The organism is Plesiocystis pacifica SIR-1 (assembly GCF_000170895.1).
In the GTDB taxonomy this organism is placed as follows: Bacteria; Myxococcota_A; Polyangia; order Nannocystales; family Nannocystaceae; genus Plesiocystis; species Plesiocystis pacifica.
In genome coordinates this window covers 1-13689 of the sequence record NZ_ABCS01000111.1, presented here as the reverse complement: position 1 = coordinate 13689, position 13689 = coordinate 1, and the positions used below count along the sequence as shown (strand labels likewise).

Below are 13689 nucleotides of genomic sequence, written 5' to 3'. Positions count from 1 at the left end.
CGAGAACACCAGCTGAGTCGTGGACGTGGGGCGGGGTGGGCGACTGCTAGGATAGGCTCACCTCATGGCCTCTCGCGTCGCTATCCGTCGGCCCGCTTTCGACGCGCGCTCGCGTGGACCCAAGTCGTCGCAGGAAGGCGCGGGCCGCTCGGTGCTGCAAGCCGTCAGCGATCAGAGCGCGCACGTCTCGCATTTGCGCGGCCTCCAGGAGCTCGCCGATCGTTCGGCTCGCAGCGCGAGCCTCCCGAGCAGCCTGAGTCGCAATCTCGAGCGCCTGTCGGGCCAACCCATGGGCGACGTCCGCGTTCACTACGGTTCGACCGCTCCTTCGCGGGTGGGCGCCCACGCCTTCACCCAGGGGAGCGACATCCACCTCGGCCCCAGGCAAGAGCGCCACCTCGCCCACGAGGCCTGGCACGCCGTTCAGCAAAAGCAGGGCCGGGTCGCGGCGACGGGCGAGGTCGGGGGACACGCCCTCAATAGCGACAGCTCCCTCGAGCGCGAGGCCGACGTGATGGGCGCCCGGGCGGCACGGGGAGGGTTCGCCTCGGGGGCCGAGCGCGGGCCCTCCTTCCAGTCCCGCTCGAGCACGTCGCCCTCGTCGTCCTCACCCTCGTCATCGCCCGCACCGGTGCAGCGCGTGGCCTACGACGCCAACGACAGCGTGTGGAAGAGCCACATCAAGGAGGGGCGGGAGATGGCCCCGGGTCAGGGCTACATCCGCATCGTCAGCCGCAAGGGCTCGTGGGCGCTCTCGGGGAACGATCACACCTGGGTCTGCCTGGAGGGGGTCGACCCCGGGGGGACGCAGTCGGAGACCGTGGTCACGGACCTGTCGCACAGCAAGGTGTCCATCAACCGCAACGCCGCGAACCACGTCAGGGCCCTGTCCTCGTCCACGGGCAACTACGTCGGCAGCAACTACACGATCACCTGGCAGGGGGTCCAAGGCGCGCTCACCAAGGCCGCGCAGATCAAGGCCGACTACGACGAGAAGTGGGACAACCCGACCACGGGCGCGTGGGAGGACAACCCCAACCGCTCGTACACCTACGATGAGACCGGGCGCAAGATGTTCAAGCGCGCGCGCTACATCAACTGCGCGCGCTATGCCGCGAAGATGCTCAAGGCCTCGGGTGTTGGCAACAAATTCACGCGGCGGCGGGCCGGCTACGTGGTCATGACCCCTCGCGGCATCTCCCTGGGGTTGGGCCGGACCTGGAAGCAGAGCGCCAAGACCAACGCGAGGTCCGCGGGACGCACCGCGAAGGCCAAGGTCTCCGAGGGCATCGACAAGCTCAAGGGCATGATGCCGAGCTGGGGGACGACCCAGACCCAGACCCAGACCCAGACCCAGACCCCGTTCGAGAGCGCGACCGAGGAGGACATCGACAACATGGTCGACGAGCTCGCCGCGGGCAACGGTACGGACGAGACCGTCGGCACGGACGTGCTGGAGGAAGACGAAGAGCTGCCCCGCCAGAGCAGCCAACATCTGTGAGTCGTAGATGGGGCTCAGGCGGCGTCGGTCTCGACCACGTAGAGGTACTCCAAGTTCCGCAGGTGGCTCACCGCCCCGACCTTCTCGCCGCTGGGGTTGTAGATCCCAATCTGCGCCCCGACATAGCGCTTGTAGTCGTGGCTGAGCACGGTCACCCGCCCGCGCGTGGCCAGCAGCGCCTCCATCTCGGGCCGGCTGATGTAGCCCTCGTTGTTGAACGAGACCAGCAGCACCCGGGCGTCGACGGCCGCGATCAGCTCGGCGAAGGCGGCGTGGAATTTCCGCTTGGAGTTGTAGGGGCTCTTGCGGCTGCGCACGTCGACGCGCTTTTTGGCGACGCCGTAGACCTCGGGCTTGTCCCACAGCACCAGGGACTCCCACACGTGGTAGTTGCCCAGGTAGCTGTGCTGGTTGTAGGGCGGGTCGATGTAGGCGACGTCCGCCGAGAGGCTGCGCGCGGCGTCGATGGCCTCGAGCTGGTGGGCCTCGCCCTTGCCGTGGGCGGCCTGGGGCAGGATGTCGGGCAGGCGCAGGGTCAGGTCGTTGTGGGAGCGGGCGGCCCACTTCTTGAGGTAGGCCATCTGGAGGCCGCAGGTCGAGTCGACCCGGTCGGCGGCCTCCATGAGCGAGACCAAGAGCACGGCCTCGAGCTCGGGGTCGAGGTCCTTTTGGGCGATGGCCTCGCGGATCGCGTCGATGCGCGCGCCGTTTTTGGGCTGGATGAAGCGCGAGTCTTCGCAGTGGGTCTGGGTGAAGTAGCCGGGCTCGCCGGGCAGGGCGTCGAGCTCGGCGAGCAGCCGGGTGGCGTCGGCCTCGAGGCCCGCGCGGTCGCGGTCGGCGGCGACGTAGCAGCGGGCCAAGGTCGCGGCGTAGGTGTTGTGATCGTTGGCGAGCACCCGGTAGCCGGCGCCCTTGAGGGCGTGGCCGACCCGGGAGGTGCCGGAGAAGAGATCGAGCACCGTGCGCGCGCCCTCGACCCCGCGGACGGCCTCGAGGACCACGGGCAAGAGGGTGCGCTTGGAGCCGATGTACTTGATCACGGGGGACCGAGCTATCGCAAGGCCGCCGCCGCGGATCAAGCCTGGCTAGCCGACTCGTTCTACTCGCCCTGTTCGCCCCATTCGCCAGTCGAGTCCACCACGGACTCGAGGTAGCGCGCGAACAGCTCGAGCGCTTCGGGCGAGGGTCCGCCCGCGGGGGGCATGGTCGGCGCGTCGCCAGTGGCCCGCGCGTGCATGCGATCGGCGTGCTCGAGGAGGTCGGCCTCGGTGTCGAAGTTGACCTCGAGGGGGGCGCCAGCGCGCTGATCGTCGCCGAGCTCGGCCGAGGGGCAGCCCCGGCACCAGTCGCGGACGAAGCCGCCGGCGAAGTTGTCGTAGGTCACGAGATCCGTCTCTTCGCCGCCGCCGAGGGTCTCGCCGCTGGAGCCGGCGTCGCCCTCGGAGGTCGTCGCGCAGGCGCCCAAGGCGGGGGCCAGGCCGCTCCGGGTCCGGAGCGGCGAAGACATGCAGTGACGTCCGTCTTGACTCAGGGGGTCGGCCAAAACGAGTTTGGCCAACCCTCTGTCTAGTTTAGCCGTCGTGGACGACGCCACGCCCTCCCTGCCCCACGTCCACGACTCAGAGGGTCGGCCAAAACGAGTTTTGCCCGACCCTCTGTCTATTTTTAGCCGTCGTGGACGACGCCACGCCCTCCCTGCCCCACGTCCACGACTCAGGGACTGTGAAGTCTTCACAGCCCCTGACTATTTTAGCCGTCGTGGACGACGCCACGCCCTCCCTGCCCCACGTCCACGACTCAGGTCGCGCGGGCGGCGAGCAGCTCGTCGATCAGCCGCCGCGCGGCCTCGAGCTCGACCACGCTGAGCCCCCGCAAGGTCGCGCCCAGCGGCGTGGTCGGGGACAGCGAGGGCTTCCGCGGCCCCTCGTCGAGGAGGCCCGTGATCGAGCCGGTCTGGGACAGAGAGGACAGCGACCACACGCCGCTGTTGGAGGCTTCGATGCCGCGCAGGGTCTCGAACAATTCGGACACGTCGGAGAAGCGCTCGTCGGGGATCTTCGACAGCGCGATGCTCAGCAAGGCGTCGACCTCCACGGGGGCGTCGCGGCGCACGAGCTCGGGCAGGCTCTTGCTGCGGTGGCCCTGGACGATGGTGTTGAGGTCGCCGTCGAAGGGCGGCTGACCGGTGACCATCTCCCACAAGATGATCGCGAGGCTGTACTGATCGGTGAAGGCCGTCGGCCGGCCGCCGTCGAGGAGCTCCGGCGCGACGTAGTGGGCCGAGCCCGGGTAGGAGCCGCCGAGGGTGCGGACCAGGCCGAAGTCGAGGACCCAGGGCCCGCCGGGGCCGACGATGACGCGGCCCGGCTCGATGCTGCCGTGGCACAGCCCGCGCTGGTGGGCCACGGCGAACATGTCCGTGAGCTCCTCGAACAGCGAGAAGGTCGTGGCCCACGAGGGCACGCCCCGGCGCAGCACGGCGCTGAGCGGCTCGCCGTCGACCCAGCGCGTCACCGTGTAGGGCCGACCCTGCTCGTCGATGCCGCTGTCTTGGGGCCGGAGGATGCGGAGGTCGCCGAACTTCTGATCTTGTTGAGGCAGCCGCTCGATCACGCGACGATCAGCGAAGGCCGGGGCGAGCAGGAGCACGAACACGTTCTCCTCGGTGACCGCGTCCTCGGCCAGGAAGCGCTCGCCCGAGCCGCAGCGACCCATGGACTCGATGAGCCGGTAGCGGTGCGCGATGATCCGGTCGCCGGTCTCTTGCGTCTCGGCGCCACGCCCGAGTCCAATGGCATCCAATAAACGTCGCATTTTCTTGTAATCAAGCTAGCAGTCTTTTCTGTTAAAGACTCCTGGTCTGATTGGCAAAAACGATTGATTGACCGGTAGTTCGGCCCATTCGCAAGGTGGGGGCCGATCGCCGAAGAGCGGTGGGGTTCACGCATTTAACGGGGTTTGCTGGATTGTTCAGGTCCTTCCGTACAGATTCGCCATCGCCTCCAGTTTAGTTTTCCATAGCCCGACCCGAGACGGGGCGAATGCGATGAGCGAGTCAGAGACCGATTCAAACCAAGCTTCGAGCGATTCGATTGAAAGCGCGCGTCGCAAAGTCGCCGAGCAGCGCGGGAAGATCGACGACCTCGATCGACAGCTCGTCGAGCTCCTCCAAGAGCGGCGGGTCTTGGTCAGCGAGATCGCTGCGCTCAAGCGCGCGGGCAGCTTGCCGATCCGCGACGACGCGCGCGAGCGAGCCATGCACGCGCTCCACGCCCAGTGGGCCGAGGAGCTCGAGCTGCCGCCCACGGTGATCGAGGGCTTGTTCCGCATGGTGCTGTGGTCGAGCCGCAACTACCAGGCGCAGCTGCGCACGGCGGTGCCCGCTGGGGTGGCGAGCCGGCGCGTGGCGATCATCGGCGGCGAGGGCTCGATGGGTCGGCAGTTCGCGCGCGCGTTCGAGTCCCTGGGCAACGAGGTGCTGCGCGCCGACCTCGACACGAGCCTGCGCCCGGCCGAGGCCGTGGCCGACGCCCAGGTCGTGCTGTTCGCCGTCCCCATCGCGCAGACCGAGCGGATCATCGCCGAGCTCGCGCCCCTGGCTCGGCCCGACGCGCTGCTCACCGACATCACCTCGGTCAAGGCCGGGCCGGTGGCGGCGATGCGCGAGCACGGCGAGGCCACGGTGATCGGGACGCACCCGCTCTTTGGCCCGGCCGTGAACTCCATGCAGGGCCAGCGCATCGTCCTGACCCCGGCCTGGGACGCCGACGCGGACGCCCGCGAGGGCGACCCCCACGGCTGGCTGCCCTGGCTCGAGACGAGCCTGCGCGCCATGGGCCTCGAGCTGGTTCGGTCCACGCCCGCGGGCCACGACCGGGCCATGGCCATCGTCCAGGTCCTGACCCACTACTCCACGGAGGTCCTCGGCCGCTCGCTGCAGCGCCTGGGCGTGTCCCTCGAGGAGACCCTGCGCTTCACCTCGCCGATCTACTACATCGACATGTTGATGGCCGCGCGGCACTTCGCCCAGCGCTCCGAGCTCTACGCCTCGATCCAGACCCAAAACCCGAACACCGAGCAGGTCACGGCGGTGTTCCGCGAGGTCGCCGAGGAGCTCGCGGGGATCATCTCGGCCAAGGACGGCGATGCCTTCTCGGAGGTCTTCGACGAGGTCCGCGAGTTCTTCGGCGAGTTCTCGCCGCGGGCCCTCGACGAGTCCCGCTACCTCATCGATCGCCTGGTCGAGCGGCGCTGAGCGGCCGCTCTGCCCCCGCGAGCTGGGGTGCGTCGGCCCCCGAAGGGCGGCGCCTTGGGGGTGCGCTGCCCCCGGTGCGCCGGGCCGCCCAACGCGGAGATTGTCGAGTCGGCGGCGGCGAGGTGATTGCGAACACGTCGCGTGCACGGGACGTCCGCGGCCCTCGATTCGATGCCCCAGCTTGCTATGCTCCGCGCGCCATGACCCAAGCCGCGACCGAGTGGAAGCCCGATTCCTGGCGCACCAAGCAAGCGACCCAGCAGGTCGTCTACCCGGACGAGGCGACCCTCGAGCGCGTGCTCGCGGACATCGCCAAGCTCCCGCCTCTGGTCACCTCCTGGGAGGTCGAGTCGCTCAAGGCCAAGCTCGCCAAGGCCGCCCGCGGGGAGATTTTCCTGCTCCAGGGGGGCGACTGCGCCGAGTCCTTCGAGGACTGCCGCTCCGACGCCATCGCCTCCAAGCTCAAGATCCTGTTGCAGATGAGCCTCGTGCTCGTGCACGGCATGCGCAAGCCGGTGGTCCGGGTCGCGCGCATGGCCGGGCAGTACGCCAAGCCGCGCTCGAGCAACACGGAGACCCGCGACGGCGAGACCCTGCCGTCTTACCGCGGCGACCTGTTCAACCGCCACGGCTTCACCAGCGACGAGCGCGTGCCCAACCCGGAGCTGATGCTGCGGGGCTACGAGCGCGCGGCGCTGACCTTGAACTTCATGCGGGCCCTGGGCGACGGCGGCTTCGCCGACCTGCACCACCCCGAGAACTGGCGGCTGTCCTTCGCCCGCAACGCCGAGCTCGGCGAGGAGTACCAGCGCATCGTCGCGTCGATCCGCGAGGCCATCGACTTCGTCCAGGTCGTCGCCGGTCGATCCATGCCGGCCATGGAGCGCGTCGACTTCTACACCTCCCACGAGGCCCTCGCGCTCAACTACGAGATGGCCCAGACCCGGCGCGTGCCCAATCGCGATGGTTGGTACAACCTCTCGACCCACCTGCCGTGGATCGGCATGCGGACCGCGGCCTTCGAGGGCGCGCACGTCGAGTACTGCCGGGGCATCCGCAACCCCGTGGGCGTGAAGGTGGGCCCGGGCATGACCGCCGAGTGGCTCGAGCAGCTCCTCGACATCCTCCACCCCGACGACGAGCCCGGGCGCTTGGTGCTCATCCACCGCATGGGCGCGTCCAAGGTCGCCGAGGTGCTGCCGCCGCTGCTCGAGGTCGTGCGCCGCTCGGGCAAGACCGTGACCTGGGTGTCCGACCCGATGCACGGCAACACGGAGACCACGGCCAACGGCTTCAAGACCCGGCAGTTCGACAACATCCTCAGCGAGCTGCGCCAGTGCTTCGACATCCACGCGGAGCTCGGCACGACCCTCGGGGGGGTCCACTTCGAGCTCACCGGCGAGGACGTCACCGAGTGCGTGGGCGGGGCGGGCGGTCTGGCGCCCGAGGACCTCGAGCGGGACTACCGCTCGCGGGTCGACCCGCGCTTGAACTACGAGCAGTCTCTGGAGATGGCGCTGCTCATCGCCCGCAAGGCGCGCCAGGTTCGGGAGGGCTGAGTTCTGTTTTGCCCCCACGGGCGGCGCGGGACCGGGGGCGCTTCGTCGCTGTCCGCTCCTCCGCTTTGGTCGTGGGGCAATGGGGTTCGTGCCTTGGAGCGGGCATGGGGTCGCCCCCGCTGGCGGGGGCGTGGATTCGTTGACAGTCCCTGAGTCGTGGACGTGGGGTTCGGGCCGGGAACCGAGGGAGGTTCGGGGCGCCTGGCGCGTGGACCGAGCCGGCCCGGCGGCTGGCTCAGTCGTCCCGGTGTTGCTCGCGGCGCTGGGCGTCGAGCAGGGCCTGGCGCATGGCGCGGGCCCGGGCGAACTCTTCCTTGGTGATCTTCAGCGTCGTCGCCGCGGGATGCGCCGCGTAGGGATCGCAGTTCGGGAGCTTCTCCGTGGCCGAATGGGTGCGGGGAAGGACGCGGTCATCGGAAGAGGGGCTCATCATCACAATTGGGTAGTGACGGCCGGGGGCGATTTTGTCCTGGTTTTTTACAGCTATTTTGATTGTTCAAAGGGACATGATCCCTCCGATAGACCACAGTCTGAAGCTGTAAGCGATGTCGCATCTCGCGGGCCGCGTGGACACCGTTCACGGACGCCAAAACGCCGTGGTACACAGCCGCCCCCCATGCACGAAGACCTCCTCGCAGGCCAGCAGCGCGCCGCCCTCGTCAAACTTGGTTCAGACCGCGACTGTCTGCTCGGAAGCTTGCATCGCGTGGACGCGGATCACTTCGTCGCCCGCCCCGAGCTGGCGTCCGCGCACCCCTACATCGAGGCCTTTGGTTGGTCCCACCCGATCACGGTGTCCGAGCTTTATCGGCAGATGTCGGTGGCGGTCGTGCGCCTGTGTCTCGCGGTGCCGGAGGAGAACGACTACGCCCTGACCCGGATGGCCTGGGCCTACGCCGCGCCATGGTCCGTGTCGGAGCCGGTGCGTGCGTTTCACCTGCGCTTGGGTGAACGAAGCTCGCGCAACGGGCACGTGGCGAAGCTCGCCATGTCAGGGCAGGTCCTCGGAGCGGCGGAGCGTTCCCTGTGTCGCGTCGAATTGCGCGGCGGGTTCTATCCCAAGCAGGTGCTGCTCGCGCTGATGAAGCGCGCCCTGGGCGAGCTCGCGCCGGAGGAGGCGGCGGTGTCCTGGCCGCCGACGCAGCTGCTCGCGCCGACGGGCGCCTCTGGAGAGGGGAGCCGGGTGCAGTTCAACGCGTCCATCGACCACCCCTACTTCCACCACAACGTCGCCATGGAAGAGCGGCTGCACGTGCCTGCGGCGATGACCCTGGCCGCGGGCCTCGAGCTCCTCGAGCGCCAGGCCGCCGACGCCGAGGCCCGGCTCGAGCTGAGCCTGGAGCTCCAGCGCTTCGTGGCCTTCGGTCGCCGGGACACGGAGTTTCGCGTGTCCAGGCTGGGCGAGCTGTGGCAGCTGAGCTTGTGGCAAGACGGCGTCGAGCGCGGCCGGATGCTCGCGGGCCCCGGCGCGTCGACCTGACTATTTAGCCGTCGTGGACAACGAATCCACGCCCCCGCTTGCGGGGGCGACCACGAGCCTTGTCCAAGGCACGAACTTCATTGCCCACCAAGCCAAAGCGGAGGAGCGGAGCGACGAAGCGCCCCCGGTCGTAGGCGGCTGTGGGGGCAAAACAGAACTCAGAGACTGTGAGTAAATCACAGTCTCTGACTATTTTAGCCGTCGTAGACGACGCCACGCCCTCCCTGCCCCACGTCCACGACTCAGGTGCGCTTGAAGTTGGCGAGCATCCAGTAGGGGTAGAGGTTCGGCGGCGCGCTGGCGGCCGCGAGCCGCTCGAGCTCCTCGTCGGTCCAGGTGACGTCGACGGCGGCGAGGTTGTCCTCGAGCTGCTCGAGCTTCTTGGCGCCGACGATCAGCGTGCTCACCCCCGCTTGCTGGAGCAGCCACGACAGGGCCAGCCTCGGGATGGTGCTGTCCTTTTCCTTGGCCAGCGCGTCGAGGAGCTCGATGATGTCGTAGCCGCGCTCGCGGTCGACGGGCGGGAAGTCGAAGGTCGTGCGCCGCGAGCCCTCGGGGGAGTCCTGGCCGCGGCGGTACTTGCCGGTGACGAAGCCGCCGGCGAGCGGGGACCAGACCATCACCCCCACGCCGTGGTGGCGGCACATGGGCAGCAGGTCGAGCTCGAGGTCGCGGCCGACCAGCGAGTAGTAGGCCTGCAGCGACACGAAGGGGGCGCCGCCGGCCGCCTTGGCGATGCCGTTGGCCGTGATCACCTGCCACGCGGCGAGGTTGGAGCAGCCGATGTAGCGGACCTTGCCCGAGCGGACCAGATCGTCGAGCGCCCGCATGGTCTCGTCGAGGGGGGTGAGCTCGTCCCAGCCGTGGATCTGGTAGAGGTCGATGTGGTCGGTGCCCAGGCGCTGGAGGCTGGCCTCGCACGAGGCGATGATGTGCTTGCGGGACAGGCCGACGTTGTTCATGTCGCCGGTGCCGCTCGCGGCCGCGTCGCTCATGGGCCCGCGCACCTTGGTGGCGATGACGAGCTCGTCGCGGTGGACGCCGAGGTCTTTGAAGGCCTGCCCGAGGAGCTGCTCCGACTGGCCGCGGCAGTAGATGTCAGCGGTGTCGAAGAAGTTGATGCCGCCGTCGAGGGCGCGCTTGACCAGCTTGGTCGAGCCCTCCTGCTCGAGCTCGCCGATGCCGTAGAAGCCCTTGCCGAAGGTCATCGCCCCCATGCACAGCTCGGAGACCCTCAAACCCGTGTTGCCGAGAAATCGATACTTCATCGCAGCCAAGCTAGAGCGCGCGCTCGGTGAGCGTTAGAGCGATCGTGTCGAAGTCTTGCCCATTCCTGCTGCGGGGCAGCATCGCAGCCCGGACGCCGCTCGATGTCTGGCATGATCCTGCTTCGGATGACGACGCAACGAGACTCCCTCGCGGCCCGGATCGAGCGCTTGGCGGTCGGGGAAGGGTCCACGGAGACCGCGGTGCCCGGGTTGAGGGTCTTTCGCGCCACCGAGCCGGTGGGGCCCTTCGCCGTGGAGTACCAGCCCTGCCTGTGCGTCGTGGGTCAGGGGCGCAAGGCGGCCACCGTCGGCGCCCAGACCTGCGAGTACGACCCGGACCAGTACCTCGTGGTCGCCCTGCCCCTGCCCGTGAGCGCCCGGATCATCGAGGCCAGCCGCGAGCAGCCCTTCTTGTCGATGGTGCTCGCCATCGACGTCGCCGAGCTCGGTCAGCTGCTCATGGCCATGCCCGACGAGCCCGAGCCCGAGCGCGCTCCGTCGACGGCGATGTGGGTGTCGAGCATCGAGCCGCGGCTGCGCGACGCCGTGCTCAGGCTGCTGCAGGCGGCCGAGGACCCCACGGAGGCGCGGGTGCTCGGCCCGGGCATCGTGCGGGAGATTCTCTTCCACGTGCTCGGGGGCGATCAGGGCGCGCTGCTGCGCTCGCTGGCGCTGCGAAACGGGCACGGCCAGCGGGTCGTGCGGGCCATCCGCTTCATGCAGGACCACTACGAGCAGGCCCTCGACGTCGCGACCATCGCCAAGAGCGTGGGCGTCAGCGCCTCGCGGCTCCAGCACGTGTTCAAGGACGTGACGGGGCTATCGCCGATCCAGTACCTCAAGCGGGTCCGGCTCCACCGCGCGCACGTCATGATCTTGACCGAGGGCTTGGGCGCGGGGGAGGCCGCGTTTCGGGTGGGCTACGGGAGCCCGTCGCAGTTCAGCCGGGAGTTCAAGCGGCAGTTTGGGCTGTCGCCCTCCCACGCGGTCCGCGAGCAGCAGGGCACGACCGCCTAGAGATCCCGGTGGCTGAAGGCCTTCTTGCCCGGGCCGTAGTCGCTGGCGACCTGCCCCTCGCCGCGCAGCAACCACCGGTAGCTCAGCAGCCCCTCCACGCCCACGGGCCCGCGCGAGTGGATCTTGCCCGTGGCGATGCCGATCTCCGCGCCGAGGCCGAAGCGGTAGCCGTCGGCGAAGCGGGTGCTGGCGTTGACGAACACGCAGGCGGCATCGATGGCGGCGAGGAAGCGCTCGGCGGCGGGGGAGCCGTCGGCGCACACGATGGCCTCGGTGTGGCGCGAGCCGTAGGTGTCGATGTGGGCGAGGGCGGCGTCGAGGTCGGGGACCTGGGCGACGGACAGGATCAGGTCGCTGTACTCCGTGCTCCAGTCCCGCGGGCGCGCGTCCTTGGCCTCGATGGCGTCGCCGATGAGGGCGCGGGTGGCCGCGTCGACGCGCAGCTCCACGCCCATGTCCGAGAGGGCCTGGAGGCTCTCGCGGGTCGCCTCGGCGGCGTCGGGGTGCCACAGCAGGGTCTCGACGGCGTTGCACGCGGCGGGGTAGGTGCACTTGCCGTCGACGGCGATGGAGGCGGCGCGCTGGGGGTCGGCGTCGGCGTGGAGGTAGACGTGGCACAGGCCCTCGGAGTGGCCGAGCACGGGGATCTTGGTCGAGTCCATCACGTGCTTGACGAAGGGCCCGGAGCCGCGGGCGACGATCAGGTCGACGTCGCGGTGGCACTGGAGCAGCTCGGCGAAGGCGGCCCGGTCCTCGAGCAGGGCGACGCAGGCCGGGTCGAGGCCGTGCTCGGTGAGCACGCCGTGGATGATGGTGACGAGGGCCCGGTTGCTGCGCAGGGACTCGCTGCCGCCCTTGAGCAGCACGGCGTTGCCGCTCTTGAGGGCCAGGCCGGTGATCTGCGGGACGGCGTCGGGGCGGGCCTCGAACACGATGCCGAGCACGCCGAGGGGGCAGGCCACGCGCTCGAGCACGAGCTGCTCGTCGAGCTCGCGGCGCAGCTGCACGCTGCCGAGGAGCTCGGGCATGGCGGCGAGCTGGCGCAGGCCGTCGGCGAGGCCGCGGAGCTTGGTCGGCCCGAGGCCGAGGCGCGCGGCGAGGGCCGCCGAGAGCTCACCGCGGGCCTGGGCGGCCCGGGCTTCCTCGATGTCCTTGGCGTTGGCCTGGGCGATGGCGACGCGGCTGTCGGGGAGCTCGAGGGCGTCGGCGAGGTCGCGCAGCAAGGTCGCGCGCTGCTCGGTGTCGAGGGCGGCGAGCTTGCGAGCGGCGCGGCGAGCCGCCTCGGCGCGGGCGGGGACCGGGAGGTTGGATGCAGGGGGGTGGTCGGTCATGCCTCGACGTCTCCGAGGACCAGGTTATCGCGGGTGATGAGGGCGTCGTAACCCCGCCAGCCGAGGACGCGATCGATCTCTCGGCTGTGCTTGCCTGCCAGCTCGCGGCAGGCGTCGCTGTCGTAGTTGACCAGCCCGCGGCCGCGCGCGCGGCCGGTCTCGTCGCGCAGCTCGACCAGGGCTCCGGTGCCGAACTGGCCCTCGATCCCCACCACCCCGACGGGGAGCAGGGAGGCCTTGCGCTCGAGCAGCGCGGCGATGGCTCCGGCGTTGAGGATGAGCGCCCCCGCGCATCGGGGCGCGAGGGCGATTTGCCTCCGCCGCGCGGACGGGCGCTCGGGGCTGGCCACGAAGGTGCCGAGGTCCTCGCCCGCGAGCGCGCGCTCGATCAGCCGCGGGGCGTGGCCGTCGACGATCAGCACGTCGACCCCGGCCTCGCTCGCGTTGCGGGCGGCCTCGAGCTTGGAGCGCATGCCCCCGGTCCCGCCGGCGGACGAGCCCGCGGCCCGAGCCAGGGTCTCGGCGTCGATGGCCTCGAGGCTGGGGATGCGCCGGGCCTCGGGGTCCGTGCGCGGGTTGGCGGTGTAGAGGCCGTCGACGTCGGTGGCGAGGATCAGCAAGTCGGCGTCGATGGCCGCGGCGACCCGGGCCGAGAGCCCGTCGTTGTCGCCGAAGGCGGCGGCCTCGGTCGAGCTGGGCTCGAGCAGCTCGACGATCTCGCGCACGCTGACCGAGTCGTTCTCGTTGAGGATCGGCACCGCCCCGAGCTCGAGCAGGCGCAGCAAGGTGGTCCGCAGGCACAGCGCCCGGTCCGGGTCGCCGAGGTCCTCCTGGGTCAGCAGCACCTGGGCGACCTCGACGTCGAGCTGGCCGAAGGCCTGGGTGTAGAGGGCGATGAGCCGGCCCTGACCGGCCGCGGCGCAGGCCTGGCGCAGGCCCAGGGACAGCTCGCCCTCGAGGCCGAGGGCGCGGCGGCCCAGGCCCACGGCCCCGCTCGACACCAGCACGACGTCCCTGCCCGAGCGGCGCAGCTGCGCGAGGGACTCGACGAGGGCGAACACCCGGCCGAGGGCGAACTCGCGGCCGTCGTGGGTGACGACGTGGGTGCCGAGCTTGACGACGATCCGCTTGGCCTCGCGGACACGCTCGCGGGTGGACATGGCCGGGAGCCTACTCGCCCCCTCCAGAGCCCGCTAGTACCGCGTGTCCGAAGTCCGTGCCGGGTTTGGAGCGGCACTGGATCCCGAATGGCTGTGTCGCCGCTCCTAGCGGTGGGTC

At 69.9% G+C, this 13689-nt stretch carries 12 protein-coding genes; 5 read left to right on the top strand and 7 right to left on the bottom strand.

The genetic code is table 11. The features are described from left to right. The first annotated feature begins 64 nt into the window (after positions 1-64). Positions 65-1501: an eCIS core domain-containing protein gene (locus tag PPSIR1_RS49735; RefSeq protein WP_086001970.1), complete on the top strand. Its 1437-nt coding sequence runs from the start codon at positions 65-67 to the stop codon at positions 1499-1501. 14 nt (positions 1502-1515) lie between these two features. Here PPSIR1_RS49735 and PPSIR1_RS34760 read toward each other — a convergent pair whose 3' ends face one another. The 3 genes from PPSIR1_RS34760 to PPSIR1_RS34750 all read right to left on the bottom strand — a co-directional run bounded on the left by PPSIR1_RS34760 (position 1516) and on the right by PPSIR1_RS34750 (position 4303). Next, positions 1516-2541, bottom strand: coding sequence for a DNA adenine methylase (locus tag PPSIR1_RS34760; RefSeq protein WP_006975941.1), 1026 nt, complete (start codon positions 2539-2541; stop codon positions 1516-1518). A gap of 59 nt (positions 2542-2600) precedes the next feature. Continuing rightward, a complete protein-coding gene (locus PPSIR1_RS34755) occupies positions 2601-3008 on the bottom strand; it encodes a hypothetical protein (RefSeq protein WP_157596288.1) in 408 nt (135 codons plus the stop codon). 290 nt (positions 3009-3298) lie between these two features. Further along, on the bottom strand, positions 3299-4303 hold the full coding sequence (locus tag PPSIR1_RS34750; RefSeq protein WP_006975939.1) for a serine/threonine protein kinase: 1005 nt from the start codon (positions 4301-4303) through the stop codon (positions 3299-3301). A gap of 244 nt (positions 4304-4547) precedes the next feature. On the opposite strand from PPSIR1_RS34750, the gene PPSIR1_RS34745 reads away from it, so the two are divergent. Further along, positions 4548-5756, top strand: a complete 1209-nt coding sequence (locus PPSIR1_RS34745) for a prephenate dehydrogenase/arogenate dehydrogenase family protein (RefSeq protein WP_006975938.1) — start codon at positions 4548-4550, stop codon at positions 5754-5756. Between the two features lie 200 nt (positions 5757-5956). Beyond that, the gene (locus tag PPSIR1_RS34740) at positions 5957-7315 is read left to right on the top strand and encodes a class II 3-deoxy-7-phosphoheptulonate synthase (RefSeq protein ID WP_006975937.1); all 1359 of its coding nucleotides are present in this window, start codon (positions 5957-5959) and stop codon (positions 7313-7315) included. A 235-nt stretch (positions 7316-7550) separates the two neighbouring features. Here PPSIR1_RS34740 and PPSIR1_RS34735 read toward each other — a convergent pair whose 3' ends face one another. Further along, a complete protein-coding gene (locus PPSIR1_RS34735; RefSeq protein WP_006975936.1) occupies positions 7551-7748 on the bottom strand; it encodes a hypothetical protein in 198 nt (65 codons plus the stop codon). A gap of 183 nt (positions 7749-7931) precedes the next feature. Here PPSIR1_RS34735 and PPSIR1_RS34730 point away from each other — a divergent pair, with 183 nt between their 5' ends. After that, positions 7932-8795 (top strand): hypothetical protein, encoded by an 864-nt coding sequence (locus PPSIR1_RS34730; protein ID WP_157596287.1) that lies wholly within the window; start codon positions 7932-7934, stop codon positions 8793-8795. Between the two features lie 242 nt (positions 8796-9037). On the opposite strand, the gene PPSIR1_RS34725 is transcribed toward PPSIR1_RS34730, so the two are convergent. After that, positions 9038-10063: an aldo/keto reductase gene (locus PPSIR1_RS34725; protein WP_045117351.1), complete on the bottom strand. Its 1026-nt coding sequence runs from the start codon at positions 10061-10063 to the stop codon at positions 9038-9040. A gap of 126 nt (positions 10064-10189) precedes the next feature. Here PPSIR1_RS34725 and PPSIR1_RS34720 point away from each other — a divergent pair, with 126 nt between their 5' ends. Next, positions 10190-11080 (top strand): AraC family transcriptional regulator, encoded by an 891-nt coding sequence (locus PPSIR1_RS34720; protein ID WP_045117355.1) that lies wholly within the window; start codon positions 10190-10192, stop codon positions 11078-11080. Here the strand turns inward: PPSIR1_RS34720 and PPSIR1_RS34715 are convergent. Together PPSIR1_RS34715 and proB are read right to left on the bottom strand one after the other, a co-directional pair. Beyond that, on the bottom strand, positions 11077-12411 hold the full coding sequence (locus tag PPSIR1_RS34715) for a glutamate-5-semialdehyde dehydrogenase (RefSeq protein ID WP_006975932.1): 1335 nt from the start codon (positions 12409-12411) through the stop codon (positions 11077-11079). The genes PPSIR1_RS34720 and PPSIR1_RS34715 overlap by 4 nt on opposite strands. Then, positions 12408-13571, bottom strand: a complete 1164-nt coding sequence (gene proB, locus PPSIR1_RS34710) for a glutamate 5-kinase (protein WP_006975931.1) — start codon at positions 13569-13571, stop codon at positions 12408-12410. The genes PPSIR1_RS34715 and proB overlap by 4 nt, the downstream gene beginning before the upstream one ends. Positions 13572-13689 lie beyond the last annotated feature (118 nt).